Source organism: Acidovorax sp. GW821-FHT10E04, assembly GCF_059415185.1.
On sequence record NZ_JBWKMT010000001.1, the window covers coordinates 489,466 to 504,324 of the forward strand.

Genomic DNA, 14,859 nt, shown 5'->3' on the forward strand with positions numbered 1-14,859 from the left:
CGCTCAGGTCGCTGCAGGCCGCCGTGCCGCATCCTGCACGGCCCGGGCCGCGTGGCGGGCCGTGTGTTGCCGTGCCCAGGTCAGTACCTCGTGCGCGGGCATGGGCCGGGCGATGCCAAAGCCCTGGGCACGCTCGCAGCCCAGCTCCAGCAGCCGTGCGGCCTGCTCGGCGGTCTCCACCCCTTCCGCGACCACGTGCCGCTGAAAGGCCGTGGCGAGCGCGACGATGGCTCCCACGAGCGTGAGGTCGTCGCCGTCTTCCAGGATGCCGCGCACGAACGACTGGTCGATCTTGATGGTCTCGGCCGGCAGGCGCTTGAGGTAGGACAGCGAGGAGAAGCCGGTGCCGAAGTCGTCCAGGGCGAAGCGCACGCCCAGCAGCTGGCAGTTCTGCATCATCTGGCGCATGTACTGCATGTCCTGCAGGGCCGCGGATTCCAGGATTTCCAGTTCCAGGCGGGTGGGCGAGACCTCCGGGCAGGTGTGCAGGATGTCCTTGAGCCGCTCGACGAAGTTGGGCCGGTGGAAGTGTGGCGCGGAGATGTTCACGCTCACCTCCCACTGCATGCCGGCATCGGTCCATTGCCGCATCTGCGCCAGGGCCTGGCGCAGCACCCATTCGCCCAGTTCCACCTCCAGCTCTGCGTCCTCGATCAGCGGCAGCACGTGCTGCGGGCCCAGCAGGCCGTGGTCGGGATGCTGCCAGCGCAGCAGGGCCTCCAGCCCCAGGATCTCGCCGGTGCGCAGGTGCACCTTGGGCTGGTAGTGCAGCACCAGCTCGCCCCCGTGCAGGGCCTGGGCCACGCGCGTCTGGCGGGTGTGCTGCGTCTGCACGGCATGGTCCAGCTGCACGTCGAACACGTGCATCTGGTTGCGGCCGAAGCCCTTGGCCTGGCACATGGCCTGGTCGGCGTGGCGCAGCAGGGTGTCGGGGTTGGCGTCGTCCTGCGGGAACACGGCCACGCCCACGCTCACGGTGGTGTGCAGCACGCGGTCGTCGATGGCGTAGGGGGCGGCCAGCTGCTGCATGAGCACGCCCACGCGGGCCTCGATGGCGGGCACGTCCGGCAGCTCGCCCAGCAGCAGCACGAACTCGTCGCCCCCCATGCGCGCCACCGCGTCCTGGGGCGTGATGAACGCGCCCAGGCGCCGCGCGGTTTCCTTGAGCAGCCGGTCGCCCACGCGGTTGCCGTGGGTGTCGTTCACGGCCTGGAAATGGTCCAGGTCGAGCATGCACACGGCCAGCAGCAGGCCTTTCTGCCGGGCGACGAAGATCGCGTGCGTGAGGCGCTCGGCCAGCGCCGTCCGGTTGTACAGGCCTGTGAGCGCATCGTGGCGGGCATGCCACGAGATCTGGTGGCGCAGGTTGCGCGTCTCGGTCACGTCGCGGAACACCAGCACGCAGCCCACGGCCGTGCCGTCGCCCTTGCGGATCGCCGACGCGGTGTACTCGATGGCGTAGCGCTCGCCGGAGCGGTGGATCAGCACCTCGTGCGCGACCTGGTGGAGGGCGCCCGGCACGGTCTCGCGCTCCGCGGCCGAGCTGGCATTGCGGCTCGCGAGCTCCTGGTACAGCCGGAACACGTCGTCCAGCTGACGGCCCAGGGCCTGGTCCGCCGTGAAGCCGGTCATGAGCTGCGCGGCTTCGTTGATGGTCTCGATGCAGCCGGCCAGGTCGGTGGTGATCACGCCGTCGCCGATGGAGGCGAGCGTGACCTCGGCACGCTCCTTCTCGGCGCGCAGGGCCTCCTGCGCGCGCTTGCGTTCGGTCACGTCGACCAGCGTGCCGATGGTGCCGGCGAGTGTGCCCCGCGTGGTGGTGAACGGGGCTTCGTAGTAGGCCATATCCCGGGGCGGCTGGTGGTTGGCGGGGTGGATGCGGATCTCGTTGTCCTGCGCCTGCGCGATCTGCGCGGAGCGCGCGGGCGCCAGCTCTTCGGGGTACGCCGGGGGGGATGCGGGGGCCGTGCCCGCGCTGGCGGGCGTGTGAAAGAGCCGTTGCCAGGCCCGGTTGACTTCCAGGTAGGAGCCATTGGCGTCCCGCACGAAGACGGGCAGGGGCAGCGCGTCGATCAGCTGGCGCGTGAAATGCAGCTGCTCGCTTTGCAGGTGCTGGGTTTCGCGCAGCGACAGCACGAGCGACTGGACCTTGCCGGCCATGTCGTTGAAGGTGGCCGCCATGGCGCGTGATTCGAGCGTGCCGGTCACGTCCATGCGCGTGTCCAGATGGCCGTGGCGGAACGCGTCCGTGGCTTCGGCCAGCCGCCGCAGCATGCGCGCATTGGCCCGCAGCAGCAGCGTGAGCAGGAACAGGATCGTGAAGATATTGAGCGCCGAGATGCGCAGCTGCACCACGACGGTGCTCCAGATCTGGCCCACGAGGGGCGCGGATTGCAGCGTCACCGTCAGCCGTCCGGTCTGGCCGCCGGGCACGGCCTGCCCGAACTGCTGCGTGGGCGGCGCGATGCGCACCCACTCTGAGAACCATCCCGGGGCCGATGCGCGCAGGGGCGGCGCCTGGACATCGATGACGGGTCCGCCGCCCACCTGCCATTTCACCGACTGAACGCCTGGCCCGAAGCGGGCGACCCCTTCATGCAAAAGCGTGGCCTGGGCTTCGTGCTCCGAAGCGGGCAGGGCCGCCACCCCGGGCAGCAGCGCATCGCCCGCCCGGCGCAGCTCGGTGGCGGCATGGCGGCGGACTTCGTCGGTTTCCGCGGCCACCAGGTAGTGGTAGCGCACGGCGCTGACCAGCAGGATGATCAGGACAATCGGAACGTACAGCCGGGGATAGGTGCCCCGCAGGAGCCAGGTACTGAGATTTCCGGTGCGCATCGGTCGTGGCCCTCCCCCCAAAACCCCAGGGTAATGAATTGTTAATTAATTGTTGACCGACCGGAGTCTAGCGTGTGGGCAGGGGGTGTGCGGCACCCGGGGTAGCGCAATCCCGCCGGGCTTCGCCAGGGGGAAGGCTGGGGGTGCGTTGCGGGCGCGCGGGCACGGCGAAGGAGGGCCGCCGCCCGCTGGCCGCGCGCCGCGCCAGCGGGGCAGGCGCGGCGGGGGGCTGGTGAAAAGCCGGGGGGACGGGAGCGGGCCCTACAGCGACTGGCTCAGGATCTCGCGGTACTCCTCGGGCGTGGCGATGCGCGGGTTGGTCTTGTGGCAGTGGTCGGCCAGCGCGCCCCTGATGATGTCGTCGAACATGCCTTCGGTCACGCCCATGGCGGCAAGGCCCGTGGGCAGGCCCAGGCGGGCGTTCATGTCGCGGATGGCCTCGGGGATGTCGCCCGCCGCGCCCAACCCCATGGCGTGGGCCATGCGCTCCAGGCGTTTTTCGTTGCGCACCGATTCGGCGCCGGCATTGAACCGGACCACGGCGGGCAGGAACATGGCGTTGAGCGTGCCATGGTGCAGGCGCGGGTTCACGCCACCCAGGCTGTGGCTGAGCGAGTGCACGGCGCCCAGTCCCTTCTGGAAGGCCATGGCGCCCTGCATGCTCGCGCTCATCATGTGCAGGCGCGCCTCGCGGTCGCTGCCGTTGCGCGTGGCCGGCTCGATGTGGGCCCAGCCACGCGTGAGGCCGTCCAGGGCAATGCCGTCGGCCGGCGGGTTGAAGGCGGCCGACATGAAGGTTTCCATGCAGTGGGCGATCGCGTCCATGCCCGTGGCGGCGGTCAGCATGGGCGGCAGGCCCAGCGTGAGCTCGGGGTCGCAGATGGCGGTCTTGGGCACCAGGTTCCACGAGTGGAACCCGAGCTTGCGGTGGTCGTCCACGATGATGATGGCGCCGCGCGCCACCTCGCTGCCGGTGCCGCTGGTGGTGGGCACCGCGATCAGCGGCGCGGCGCGCTCGGTGATGCGGGGCGAGCCGCCTTCGATGGTGGCGTAGTGCGTGAGCGGCCCGTCGTGCGTGGCGGCGATCGCGATGCCCTTGGCGCAGTCGATGGCCGAGCCGCCGCCCACGGCGATCAGGCCGTCGCAGCCCTCGGCCTGATAGATCGCCACGGCGGCGCGCACGGCGGCCTCGGTGGGGTTGGAGGGCGTCTGGTCGAACACCGCCACGGTCATGCCAGGCAGGGCGTCCAGCGCCTTTTGCAGGACACCAGCGGCCTTCACGCCGGGGTCCGTCACGAGCAGGGGGCGTGTGATGCCGACGCGCTCGCATTCCTGCCGCAGCAGCTTGACCGCGCCGAACTCGAACTGGATCTGGGTGACGTAGTAGATGAAAGCCATGGTGAAGGTGGAAGTTACGTTTACGATTGCTGCAAAGACTCTACAACCCGGAGGCACCGATGACCACGAAGCAAACCCTCATTCCGCTCGCACTGGCCGGTGCATTCGTCGCGTTTGCGACATCCGCGCAGGCCGGCTGCCTGACCGATGCCCAGGCCGCCGAGCTGGTGGCCCACTACACCGCGAAGTCCCCGGCCGCCAACCCCGAGGACCTGTCGGACGCCGATGGCGCCTGCACCCGCGCCAAGGTCAACCAGTTGCTGGCGCAGCGTCTGGGCAAGGTCGTGGGCTACAAGGCCGGCCTTACCAATCCTGCGGTGCAAAAGCGCTTCAACACCGACAAGCCCGTGTGGGGCAAGCTCTATGAAGGCATGGTCCTGCCCAGTGGCGCCACCGTGGACGCGGCCTTCGGCGCCCGGCCGCTGTACGAAGCCGACATGCTGGTGCGGGTGAAGAGCACCGCCATCAACCATGCCAGGACGCCGATGGAGGTGCTGGAAGCAGTGGACCAGGTCATCCCCTTCATCGAACTGCCTGACCTCATGGTGCAGGCGCCGCCCAAGCTCAATGGCGCCGGCGTGACGGCCATCAACGTGGGTGCGCGGCTGGGCGTGGCAGGCGCGCCGCTGCCCGTGCCGGCCTACCGGGCCGAGCGCTTCGCGATGCTGCAGGCCCTGGCCGACATGAATGTGTCGCTGGCCGACGGCGCGGGTGCGCGCCTGGGCGGCGGCAAGGGCAGCGACATCCTGGACCATCCCCTCAATGCCGTGGTGTGGCTCGCGGGCGCCCTCGCGCAGGAGGGGCTGGCGATGCAGCCGGGCGACCTGATCAGCCTGGGTTCGTTCTCGCCGCTGCTGCCGCCCAAGGCGGGCCTGGCGGTGACAGCGACCTACGAAGGCCTGCCGGGCGCCGCGCCCGTGCGCGTGACCTTCAAGTAACAACAAACAAACAAACGACCCGCGGGCTGCCCGCCTGCGCGGGCTTCCTCCTGTTGCCGAGATCCTGACCGTTGGCCGAACTGCACATCCACCACACCCGCCTGACCCCCCAGATGCGCAGCGTGCTTGAGCGCATGGCGCGCGCGGGGCACCCCCCGCTGCACACCCGCTCGCCCCAGGACGCACGCACGGCTTACCAGGCGGGCGCCGATGTGCTGGAGGTGCCCAAGGCGGCCCTGGCGCGGGTGGAGGACCTGCACATCCCCGCGCGCGACGGCCATGCGCTGCCCGCGCGGCTGTACGCACCGACCACGGAAGCGGGCCTGCCAGTGCTGTTGTACACCCACGGCGGCGGCTTCACCATCGGCAGCATTGCCACGCACGACATCCTGTGCCGCGAGCTGGCGCGCCTGGGCCGCTGCATGGTGGTGTCGCTGGACTACCGGCTCGCGCCCGAGCACCGGTTTCCCACCGCGAGCAACGATGCCTGGGATGCGCTTGCATGGCTTGCTGCCCACGCCCGCGAACTGGGCGCCGACCCGGCGCGCGTGGCCGTGGGCGGAGACAGCGCGGGCGGAACACTGGCCGCCGTGAACGCCATCCTGGCGCGCGACGCGGGCCTGCCGCTGGCGCTGCAGCTGCTGTTCTACCCGGGCTGCGCGGCCCACCAGGACACGCCCTCGCATGCCACGTTCGCGCGCGGCCTGGTGCTGGAAGAGCCTGCCATCAGCTGGTTCTTTGGCAACTATGTGCGCAGCCGCGCCGAGCGCGAGGACTGGCGCTTCGCCCCGCTGCACGCCCCCGACGTGGACGGCGTGGCCCCCGCCTGGATCGGCCTGGCCGAATGCGACCCGCTGGTGGACGAGGGCGTGGACTATGCGGACAAGCTGCGGCTCGCGGGCGTGCCCGTGGACCTGGAGATCTACCGCGGGGTGACCCATGAATTCATCAAGATGGGCCGTGCCATTCCCGAGGCGCGCACCGCCCATGCCGACGCGGCCCGGGCGCTGCGCCAGGCGTTCTTTCAAACCACGGAGTGAATCTATCCATGCAACGCAGTGACTTCCGCTGTTTTCACCGCCTGCGCGTGCGCTGGGCCGAGGTGGACATGCAAAAAATCGTGTTCAACGCACACTACCTCATGTACATCGACACGGCGATGTCCGACTACTGGCGGGCGCTGGCGCTGCCGTATGAAGCGGGCATGCTGGCCCTGGACGGCGAGATGTACGTGAAGAAGGCCACGCTGGAATACCATGCGTCGGCGCGTCTGGACGACACGCTGGACGTGGGCCTGCGCTGCGCCAGGGTGGGCAATTCGTCCAGCCTGTTCCAGGCGGGCATCTTCAGCGGCGACCAGCTGCTCGTCTCGGGCGAGCTGGTCTATGTGTTCGCCGACCCGGCCACGCAGACTTCGCGCCCGGTGCCTGACAGCCTGCGCTCCATCTTCGAGGGCTTCGAGGCCGGCGCCGCGATGGCCGAGGTCAAGACCGGCGACTGGAACACGCTGGGCCGCGATGCCGGGCGCCTGCGCACCGCGGTCTTCGTGCGCGAGCAGGGCATTCCCGCGGACATCGAGGCCGATGCCCTGGACGCCAGCGCGCGCCACGCCGTGCTCTACAACCGCCTGGGCATGCCCGTGGCCACGGGGCGGCTGCTGCAGGAGGCGGCCGGCGTGGGCCGCATCGGGCGCATGGCGGTGGACCGCTCCGTGCGCGGCGCGCAGTGGGGCCAGCAATTGCTGGAAGCCTTGGTGGCCGCCGCGCGGGCCCGTGGCGACGGCGAGGTGCGCCTGCACGCCCAGCGCAGCGCGGAAGGCTTCTACCGCCGCGCGGGGTTCGCCGTGGTGGGCGAGCCCTGGGAAGAGGCGGGCATCGCCCACATCGCGATGGCGCGGCGCTGGTAGATTCTGCTATCAAAAAGAAAGCGCCTCGCGCTTTCCTGCAAACGGCCCTGGGGGGATTCGTATCTGGATCCGCCCTGCATCAAGCGCGGGATGCTCCTGAATGCATAGCGGCGTGGCCTGATCCCGCAGCGGCCCGGTCCTGCCCGCGGGCGTCAGATGTCCGCGAGCAGCTCGTACGGCAGGGGCGCCAGTGCCAGCGGCACGCCCTGCACGTTGCCCACCTGCAGGGCACCACCCTGCGCGGCGGCGATCTGCAGCGACACGAGGGCGTCGGTGCCGCCACCGGGTGCCGGGGCGGCCTGCACGACGGTACCGCAAGGCTGTTCCAGGTCCGGCACGGCGAACACTTCGGCCCCCACCGCCACATCGGCCGGGGCGTGGGCAATGTAGGTGCGGCGCTTGAGCGTGCCCCGGAACTGGCTGCGCGCCACCACCTCCTGCCCGGGGTAGCAGCCCTTCTTGAAGTTCACGCCGCCCACGGACTCGTAGTTGAGCATCTGGGGCACGAAGGCCTCGACAACCGGGGTGGTCAGCGTTGCCACGCCGCTGCGCACTTCACTCCAGAGCCACAGGGCGGGTTCCATCGCGGGACCGGCGGGCGCGGGTTCTCCCGCGGGGGCCACCCAGAGCGCGCGCGGCCGGCCGTCGGCGGGATACAGGTGGACCACCGAGGCGGCACCCACGTCGGCCTTGGTCCAGGCGGGCTGGCCGCCGCCGGGCACCACATCGCCCGCCAGGCCGTACAGGGCGAAGTCGGCGGTGGCGTCGGTCAGCCTGGCCTTGGAGCGCAGCACGAACATCGACAGGCGCTTGAGCGTGGGCGGCAGCAGGTCGCGGCTGCAGACCAGCAGGATCTCGCTGGCGCTGCGCTTGAAGCCGATGAAGGTGGCCTGCATGCGGCCCTTGGCGGACAGGAACGCTGCCAGGCGGGCCTGGTCCATGCCCAGCAGGGCGAAATCCTGGGTGAGCTGGCCGTGCAGGAACTTGGCGGCGTCTTCGCCTTCCACGCGAATCACGCCCAGGTGGGACAGGGGGGCTATGCCGTTCAAGGGGGTAGTCATCGCTGAATTATGATGCCCGGTTCTACACACACATTCATCAGGGTTGTGCGACGTCTATTGGCTTTGATTGCGTTGGTTCTGATCGCCTCGGGCGGTGCGGCCTTCTGGTGGCTGCACCAGCCGTTGGTGACGGGCAGCGAACCCCTGGAGCTGGCCATCGAGCCCGGCACCACGCCCCGGGGCATTGCGCGCGACGTGGTGGCCGCGGGGGCGCGGGTCGATGCGCGCATGCTCTACGCATGGTTCCGCTTCTCGGGCCAGGACCGCGCCATCAAGGCCGGCAACTATGAAATCCCGCCCGGAACCACCCCACGGGGCCTGCTGCAGAAACTGGTGCGCGGCGAGGAAACCCTGCGCGCGCTGACCCTGGTGGAGGGCTGGAACTGGCGCCAGGTGCGCCAGGCCCTCGCCAGGGAAGACCAGCTCAAGCCCGACGCGGCGAACCTGAGCGACGAGGCGCTGATGGCCCAGCTGGGCCGCCCGGGCGTGCCTCCCGAGGGGCGGTTCTTTCCGGACACCTACGCCTATGCCAAGGGCTCCAGCGACATCGCCCTGCTGCGCCGGGCGCTGCACGCCATGGACCGCCGCCTGGAGGCCGCCTGGGCCCAGCGCGCGGCCGACACGCCGCTCAAGTCGGCCGATGAAGCATTGATACTGGCCAGCATCGTCGAGAAGGAAACCGGCCGTCCGGGCGACCGCGCCCAGATTGCCGGGGTTTTTGCCAACCGCCTGCGCGCCGGGATGCTGCTGCAGACCGACCCCACCGTCATCTACGGCCTGGGCGAGCGGTTCGACGGCAACCTGCGCCGGCGCGATTTGCTGGCCGACACGCCGTGGAACACCTACACCCGGGCCGGCCTGCCTCCCACGCCCATCGCCATGCCCGGCAAGGCCGCCCTGCTCGCGGCGGTGCAGCCCGAGCCCACGCGTGCGCTGTACTTCGTGGCCAAGGGCGACGGCACCAGCCATTTCAGTGCCTCGCTGGAAGAGCACAACCGTGCGGTCAACCGCTACCAGCGCGGCCAGTAGCGCATGCGGCCTGGTGCGCGGGCGGCCGCGGCGCCCCGAGCCATGCGCCCCTGCAGATTCAACCCAAGGCTTTCATGTCACGACCCGGTCTTTTCATTACCTTTGAAGGCATCGACGGCGCGGGCAAGTCCTCGCACATCGAGGGCCTGGCGGCGGCTTTCCGTGCGCAGGGCCGCGCGGTCACCGTGAGCCGCGAGCCCGGTGGCACGCCGCTGGCCGAAAAACTGCGCGAGATGGTCCTCAACGACCCGATGGACCCGCTCACCGAATCGCTGCTCATCTTCGCCGCGCGCCGGGACCACCTGCGCAATGTGATCGAGCCCGCCCTCGCGCGTGGCGACGTGGTGCTGTGCGACCGTTTCACCGATGCCACCTTCGCCTACCAGGGGGCCGGCCGGGGCTTCGATCTTGGCGTGCTATCGATATTGGAGCGGCTTGCGCAGACGGGTCTTTCGCCAGAGGCCGATCTGATGCGTGAGCCCGATCTGACCGTGTGGTTCGATCTGGCGCCGGAAGTGGCTGCCCAGCGCCTGGCCGGCGCCCGCGTGCCCGACCGTTTCGAGGCCCAGCCGGCCGAGTTCTTCCGCCGGGTGGCCCAGGGCTATGCCGACCGCGCGGCCGCCGCACCCCAGCGGTTTGCACGGCTGGACGCCGCGCAGGACCGCCACCGCGTGTGGCAGCAGCTCACCAGCGTCTTTGTGCGCAAGGGCTGGCTGGCCATCATGGTGGCCACCCAGGGAGGGGCGGCATGAGCGAATCCGCCAACGCCCCTGCGACGGCCCTCGCGCCCTGGATCGCCGCACAGCGTGCCAGCCTGCTGGCCCAGCGCGGGCATGCCTGGCTGCTGCAGGGCCCGTCGGGCATGGGCCAGTACGCGCTGGGCATGGAGCTGGTGCGCGCCTGGCTGTGCGATGCACCGACCGCGCAGGGTGCCTGCGGCCAGTGCGGCAGCTGCCATGCGGTCAACGTGCGCACGCATGCCGACCTGTGCGTGCTGATGCCCGAGGTGCAGATGATGGCGCTGGGCTGGCCCCTGTCGGAGAAGGCCCAGGCGGACATCGACGACAAGAAGCGCAAGCCCAGCCGCGAGATCCGCGTGGAAGCGATGCGCGACGCGGTGGAGTTCTCGCAGCGCACCTCGGCCCGTGGCCGGGGCAAGGCCGTGCTGGTGTATCCCGCCGAGCAGATGAACCACATCACGGCCAATGCCTTGCTCAAGACCCTGGAGGAGCCGCCGGGAGATGTGCGCTTCGTCCTGGCCAGCGAGGCCGCGCACCAGTTGCTGCCCACCATCCGCAGCCGCTGCCTGGGCCACACGATGGTCTGGCCCGCCGAGGACCAGATGCTGCAGTGGCTGCAAGGGCAGGGCGTTGCCGGCGCCGCCGCGACGGCGTTCCTGCGCGCCGCCGGCGGGCGGCCCGACGATGCGCTGGCGCTGGCCCAGTCGGGGCGCAGTCCGCAGGCCTGGTCCGCGCTGCCCCAGGCCGTCGCCAAGGGGGATGTGACTGCGCTCGGGGACTGGGCGCCTGCGCAGGCCATCGATGCGCTGCAAAAGCTCTGCCATGACCTGCTGGCGGCGAGCGTGGGCGCCGCTCCGCGCTACTTCGCGGCGACGGACCTCCCGAAGGCGCTGCCGCCGCTGGGCGCGCTGACACGCTGGTCGCGCGCGCTGGCCAAGGCCGCACGCACGGCGGACCATCCTTTCAATGCCGGCCTCATGCTGGAGGCGCTTGTCGCCCAGGCGCGAAACACCCTACACTCCAAGCACTGAGCCGTACCCACCCATCCATGAGCAGTCCATCCACCGCCCCCCGCCCCAGCGTCATGCAGCTGGCCATCAAGGAAAAGGCGGCCCTGTACGCGGCCTATATTCCCTTTTTCGCCGAAGGGGGCATTTTTGTCCCCACCCAGCGGGACTACAAGCTGGGCGATGATGTCTATGTGCTGCTGACGCTGCCGGACGACACGCAGCGCTATCCGGTGGCCGGCCGCGTGGCCTGGGTCACCCCGGCGCGGGCTGCGGGCAACCGGACGCAGGGCGTGGGCATCCAGTTTCCCAAGGACGAGAAGTCGCGCCAGCTCAAGGCCAAGATCGAGGAACTGCTCGGCACGGCGCTGGGGTCCGACCGGCCGACACAGACCATCTGAGCCGGCACCCGCCCACCGTGCCGACCCGTGCCAGGCGGGTCGGCATTTTTGTTTGCTGGCTGCGGCGTGCGGGGTTGCCGCCCACCCCGGAGGCTGCGATGGCCACCGGTGGCCCGCGTGGCGCGCAAACACGATTATTTTGAAACCGCATGTTCACTGATTCGCACTGTCATCTCAATTTTCCCGAACTGGCGAGCCAGCTGCCCGCCATCCGCCAGGCCATGGCCGACGCGCGGGTGGACCGGGCCTTGTGCATCTGCACCACCCTGGAAGAGTTCGAGGGCGTGCATGCCCTGGCCATGGCGCACGACAACTTCTGGAGCACGGTGGGCGTGCACCCGGACAACGAAGGCATCGCCGAGCCCACGGTGCAGGACCTGCTGGAGCGCGCCGCCTTGCCGCGCGTGGTGGCCATTGGCGAGACGGGGCTCGACTACTACGGCATGGAGGACCGCAAGGGAGGGCGCAGCATCGCCGACCTGGAGTGGCAGCGCGAGCGCTTTCGCAACCACATCCGCGCGGCGCGGGCGTGCGGCAAGCCGCTGGTCATCCACACCCGCAGCGCGTCGGACGACACGCTCTCCATCTTGCGCGAGGAGGGTGAGGACGGCCCCGGCAACCGCGCGGGCGGCGTGTTCCACTGCTTCACCGAATCGATGCAGGTGGCGCGCGCGGCGCTCGATCTGGGCTACTACATCTCCTTTTCGGGCATCGTCACATTCAAGAGCGCCCAGGAACTGCGCGACGTGGTGGCCTTCGTGCCGCTGGACCGCACCCTGATCGAAACCGACAGCCCCTACCTCGCGCCCGTGCCATACCGTGGCAAGACCAACAACCCGTCGTATGTACCCTACGTGGCCAGGCAGGTGGCCGAAACCAAGGGGCTGGCGCTCGAGGCGGTGGCCGAGGCCACGAGCCGCAACTTCGACGCCTTGTTCAAGGGAGTGACCGAATGATCCACCATCGCCGCAACGTGTTGGCGACCCTGGCGCTGGGGCTGGCTGCTCCCGCTATCTGGGCAGGAGCCTACGAGGATTTTTTTGCCGCCATCCTGCGCGATGACGGTGGCGCCATCACCGGGCTGCTGCGCAGGGGGTTCGACCCTGATACGCGCGACCCGAAAGGCCAGGTGGGCCTCACCATCGCCTTGCAAAACGGCGCTTCCAAGGCCTTCTTTGCGCTGCTGGCCGCACGGCAGGTGAATGTGGATGCACGGAACGCACAGGACGAGAGCCCCTTGATGATGGCCGCGCTCAAGGGCAACGTGGAGGCCGTGAAGGCGCTTCTTGCACGCGATGCGGATGTGAACAAGACGGGCTGGACGCCCCTGCACTACGCGGCGTCCGCCGGCTCGCCCCAGCATGCGGCGATCATCGCGCTGCTGCTGGAAAACCATGCGTACATCGATGCCGCTTCGCCCAACGGCACGACCCCCCTCATGATGGCGGCGCACTACGGCTCCATCGAGTCCGTGCAGCTTTTGCTGGACGAGGGCGCCGACCCCACGCTCAAGAACCAGCTGGGCCTGACCGCCACGGACTTCGCCATGCGCGTGAGCCGCACCGATTCTGCGGAACGGATTGCCGCTGCCATACGCAAGCGCCAGCCCAACCGGGGCAGGTGGTAGGGCTCCTGCGAGGGTTTCCCGCGCGGGGTGGCGCGGGTTCAGTGGAGTGCGGCGGTTTCGCCCGAGGCCGGCCGCGCCTGCAGGCGCGCGTACAGCCCGCCCCGCGCCATCAGTTCGCCATGGGTTCCTTGCTCGGCAATGCGTCCACGCTCCATGACGATGACCCGGTCCGCATGTTCGATGGTGGACAGGCGGTGGGCAATGACCAGCGTGGTGCGCCCCTGCATCAGGCGCTGGAGGGCGTCCTGCACCAGCCGCTCCGATTCGGTGTCCAGCGCCGAGGTGGCCTCGTCCAGGATCAGGATGGGGGCATCCTTGTACAGCGCCCGGGCAATCGCCAGCCGCTGCCGCTGCCCGCCTGACAATTGGGTGGCGTTGTGGCCCACCACGGTGTGGATGCCCCGTGGAAGCGCCGCCACGTGTTCCGCCAGGTTCGCGGCCGCCAGGCATTCCTGCACGCGCAGGTCGTCCACCTCGCGCCCCAGCGCCACGTTGGCGGCGATGGTGTCGTTGAACATCACCACGTCCTGGCTCACCATTGCGAACTGCGACCGCAGCGATCCCAGGTCCCACTCGGGCAGGGGGCGGCCATCCACCAGGATGTCGCCCGACGCGGGCATCACGAACCGTGGCAGCAGGTTGACCAGCGTCGTCTTTCCGGCGCCGGAGGGGCCGACCAGGGCGACGATTTCACCGGGCTCCACGCACAGGCTGACCTGGTCCAGTGCCGGGGCATGGTCGGAGCCGTACGACACCGTCACCCGGGACAGCTCCAGCGCGCCCCGCACGCGGTCCGTGCGGTACTGGCCGCCTGTTTCGGCGCCGGTGTCGCCCAGCAGCGCGAGTCCCCGTTCAAGGGCCGCCACCCCCCGGGTGATCGGGCTGGCGACATCGGCCAGGCGGCGGATGGGAGCTATGAGCATCAGCATGGCCGTGATGAACGACACGAAGCCGCCCACCGTGACGTCCTTCGCGTCCACCGCGCCACGGCTTTGCCACAGGGCGATGCAGATCACCACGGAGAGCGCCGCGGCGGCCAGCAACTGCGTGAGCGGTGTCATGGCCGCGGACGCAATCGTCGACTTGATGGCCAGGCGGCGCAGGCTCTGGCTCAGCCCGGCGAAGCGCCCGGCCTGGCCGGCCTGCGCGCCGTGCAGCCGCACCATGCGGTGCGCCAGCACGTTTTCCTCCACCACGTAGGCCAGCTCGTCGGTCGCCTGCTGGCTGCTTTTTGTCAGGTGGTAGAGGCGCCGGGAAAGTGTCTTCATGATCCAGGCCACGCCCGGCACCACCACCGCCACGATCAGCGTGAGCTGCCAATTGAGGTACAGCAGGTAGGCCAGCAGCGCCACCAGCGTGAACCCGTCACGCGATACGCCCAGCAGGGCTTGCACGAGCAAGGTTGCGCCGGTCTGCACTTCGTACACCACGGTGTTGGACAAGGTGCTGGCCGACTGCCGCGAGAACAGGCCCATTTCCGCCGCCAGGACCCTGTCGAACAGCGATTGCCGCAGCGTCAGCATGCCCTCGTTGGCTATGCGTGCCAGCGCGTACTGGCCGACGAACTGCGCGACGCCGCGCACGAAGAAAACGCCCAGGATGGCCAGGGGCACCATCCACAGCTGCAGGGTTCCCTGGGTGAAGCCGCGGTCCAGCAAAGGCTGCAGCAGCGCGGGAATCAGGGGCTCGGTCACGGCGCCCACGAGGGTGGCGACAACGGCAAGGCTCCAGGCCATCCGCTGGTTGCCGAAGTAGACCGATAGCCGCTGAAGGCGCGTGGTCAGGCTTGCGGCAGGAGGAGGAGGGGGGGCGGGCGTGGCGCCCGGGCCTGAATCTGTGGCTTGCATGTGGCCCGGATTCTACGGTCGCGGGCTGCCAGGGCCTGCACGCTCCTCTGAGCGGTGCCAGATTGATCGG

Annotated in this window: 13 protein-coding genes; 9 read left to right on the forward strand and 4 right to left on the reverse strand. The window is 69.7% G+C overall.

The genetic code is table 11. The features are described from left to right. Positions 1–3 precede the first annotated feature (3 nt). Both AC07OC_RS02250 and gbd read right to left on the reverse strand, forming a co-directional pair. Positions 4–2,835: a bifunctional diguanylate cyclase/phosphodiesterase gene (locus AC07OC_RS02250; protein WP_218341121.1), complete on the reverse strand. Its 2,832-nt coding sequence runs from the start codon at positions 2,833–2,835 to the stop codon at positions 4–6. Between the two features lie 261 nt (positions 2,836–3,096). After that, a complete protein-coding gene (gene gbd, locus AC07OC_RS02255) occupies positions 3,097–4,233 on the reverse strand; it encodes a 4-hydroxybutyrate dehydrogenase (RefSeq protein WP_218294796.1) in 1,137 nt (378 codons plus the stop codon). 59 nt (positions 4,234–4,292) lie between these two features. Between gbd and AC07OC_RS02260 the strand changes: the two genes are divergently transcribed. The 3 genes from AC07OC_RS02260 to AC07OC_RS02270 all read left to right on the forward strand — a co-directional run bounded on the left by AC07OC_RS02260 (position 4,293) and on the right by AC07OC_RS02270 (position 7,077). Next, positions 4,293–5,171, forward strand: coding sequence for a 2-keto-4-pentenoate hydratase (locus AC07OC_RS02260; protein ID WP_218341122.1), 879 nt, complete (start codon positions 4,293–4,295; stop codon positions 5,169–5,171). Positions 5,172–5,242: 71 nt separating this feature from the next. Then, positions 5,243–6,211 (forward strand): alpha/beta hydrolase, encoded by a 969-nt coding sequence (locus AC07OC_RS02265; protein WP_218341123.1) that lies wholly within the window; start codon positions 5,243–5,245, stop codon positions 6,209–6,211. 8 nt (positions 6,212–6,219) lie between these two features. Then, the gene (locus AC07OC_RS02270; protein ID WP_218294799.1) at positions 6,220–7,077 is read left to right on the forward strand and encodes a YbgC/FadM family acyl-CoA thioesterase; all 858 of its coding nucleotides are present in this window, start codon (positions 6,220–6,222) and stop codon (positions 7,075–7,077) included. A gap of 152 nt (positions 7,078–7,229) precedes the next feature. On the opposite strand, the gene ygfZ is transcribed toward AC07OC_RS02270, so the two are convergent. Further along, on the reverse strand, positions 7,230–8,138 hold the full coding sequence (gene ygfZ / locus AC07OC_RS02275) for a CAF17-like 4Fe-4S cluster assembly/insertion protein YgfZ (protein WP_218294800.1): 909 nt from the start codon (positions 8,136–8,138) through the stop codon (positions 7,230–7,232). A gap of 45 nt (positions 8,139–8,183) precedes the next feature. Between ygfZ and mltG the strand changes: the two genes are divergently transcribed. The 6 genes from mltG (at position 8,184) to AC07OC_RS02305 (ending at position 12,942) form a co-directional block, all read left to right on the forward strand. Further along, a complete protein-coding gene (gene mltG, locus AC07OC_RS02280; RefSeq protein WP_370627848.1) occupies positions 8,184–9,167 on the forward strand; it encodes an endolytic transglycosylase MltG in 984 nt (327 codons plus the stop codon). A 74-nt stretch (positions 9,168–9,241) separates the two neighbouring features. Further along, positions 9,242–9,919 carry a dTMP kinase gene (gene tmk, locus AC07OC_RS02285; RefSeq protein WP_218294802.1) on the forward strand — a complete coding sequence of 226 codons (678 nt, stop codon included), beginning with the start codon at positions 9,242–9,244 and terminating at the stop codon, positions 9,917–9,919. Then, positions 9,916–10,938 (forward strand): DNA polymerase III delta subunit-related protein, encoded by a 1,023-nt coding sequence (locus AC07OC_RS02290; protein ID WP_218341125.1) that lies wholly within the window; start codon positions 9,916–9,918, stop codon positions 10,936–10,938. Before tmk ends, AC07OC_RS02290 begins: the two co-directional genes overlap by 4 nt. 17 nt (positions 10,939–10,955) lie before the next feature. Further along, on the forward strand, positions 10,956–11,315 hold the full coding sequence (locus AC07OC_RS02295; protein ID WP_015013859.1) for a PilZ domain-containing protein: 360 nt from the start codon (positions 10,956–10,958) through the stop codon (positions 11,313–11,315). Between the two features lie 149 nt (positions 11,316–11,464). Continuing rightward, complete coding sequence (locus AC07OC_RS02300; protein ID WP_218341126.1) at positions 11,465–12,271, forward strand: TatD family hydrolase; 807 nt, start codon at positions 11,465–11,467, stop codon at positions 12,269–12,271. Next, entirely contained in the window at positions 12,268–12,942 is a 675-nt protein-coding gene (locus AC07OC_RS02305) for an ankyrin repeat domain-containing protein (protein WP_218341127.1), read from the forward strand. The genes AC07OC_RS02300 and AC07OC_RS02305 overlap by 4 nt, the downstream gene beginning before the upstream one ends. Positions 12,943–12,980: 38 nt before the next feature. Here the strand turns inward: AC07OC_RS02305 and msbA are convergent, their stop codons facing one another. Further along, positions 12,981–14,789 carry a lipid A export permease/ATP-binding protein MsbA gene (gene msbA, locus AC07OC_RS02310; protein ID WP_494600355.1) on the reverse strand — a complete coding sequence of 603 codons (1,809 nt, stop codon included), beginning with the start codon at positions 14,787–14,789 and terminating at the stop codon, positions 12,981–12,983. Positions 14,790–14,859 lie beyond the last annotated feature (70 nt).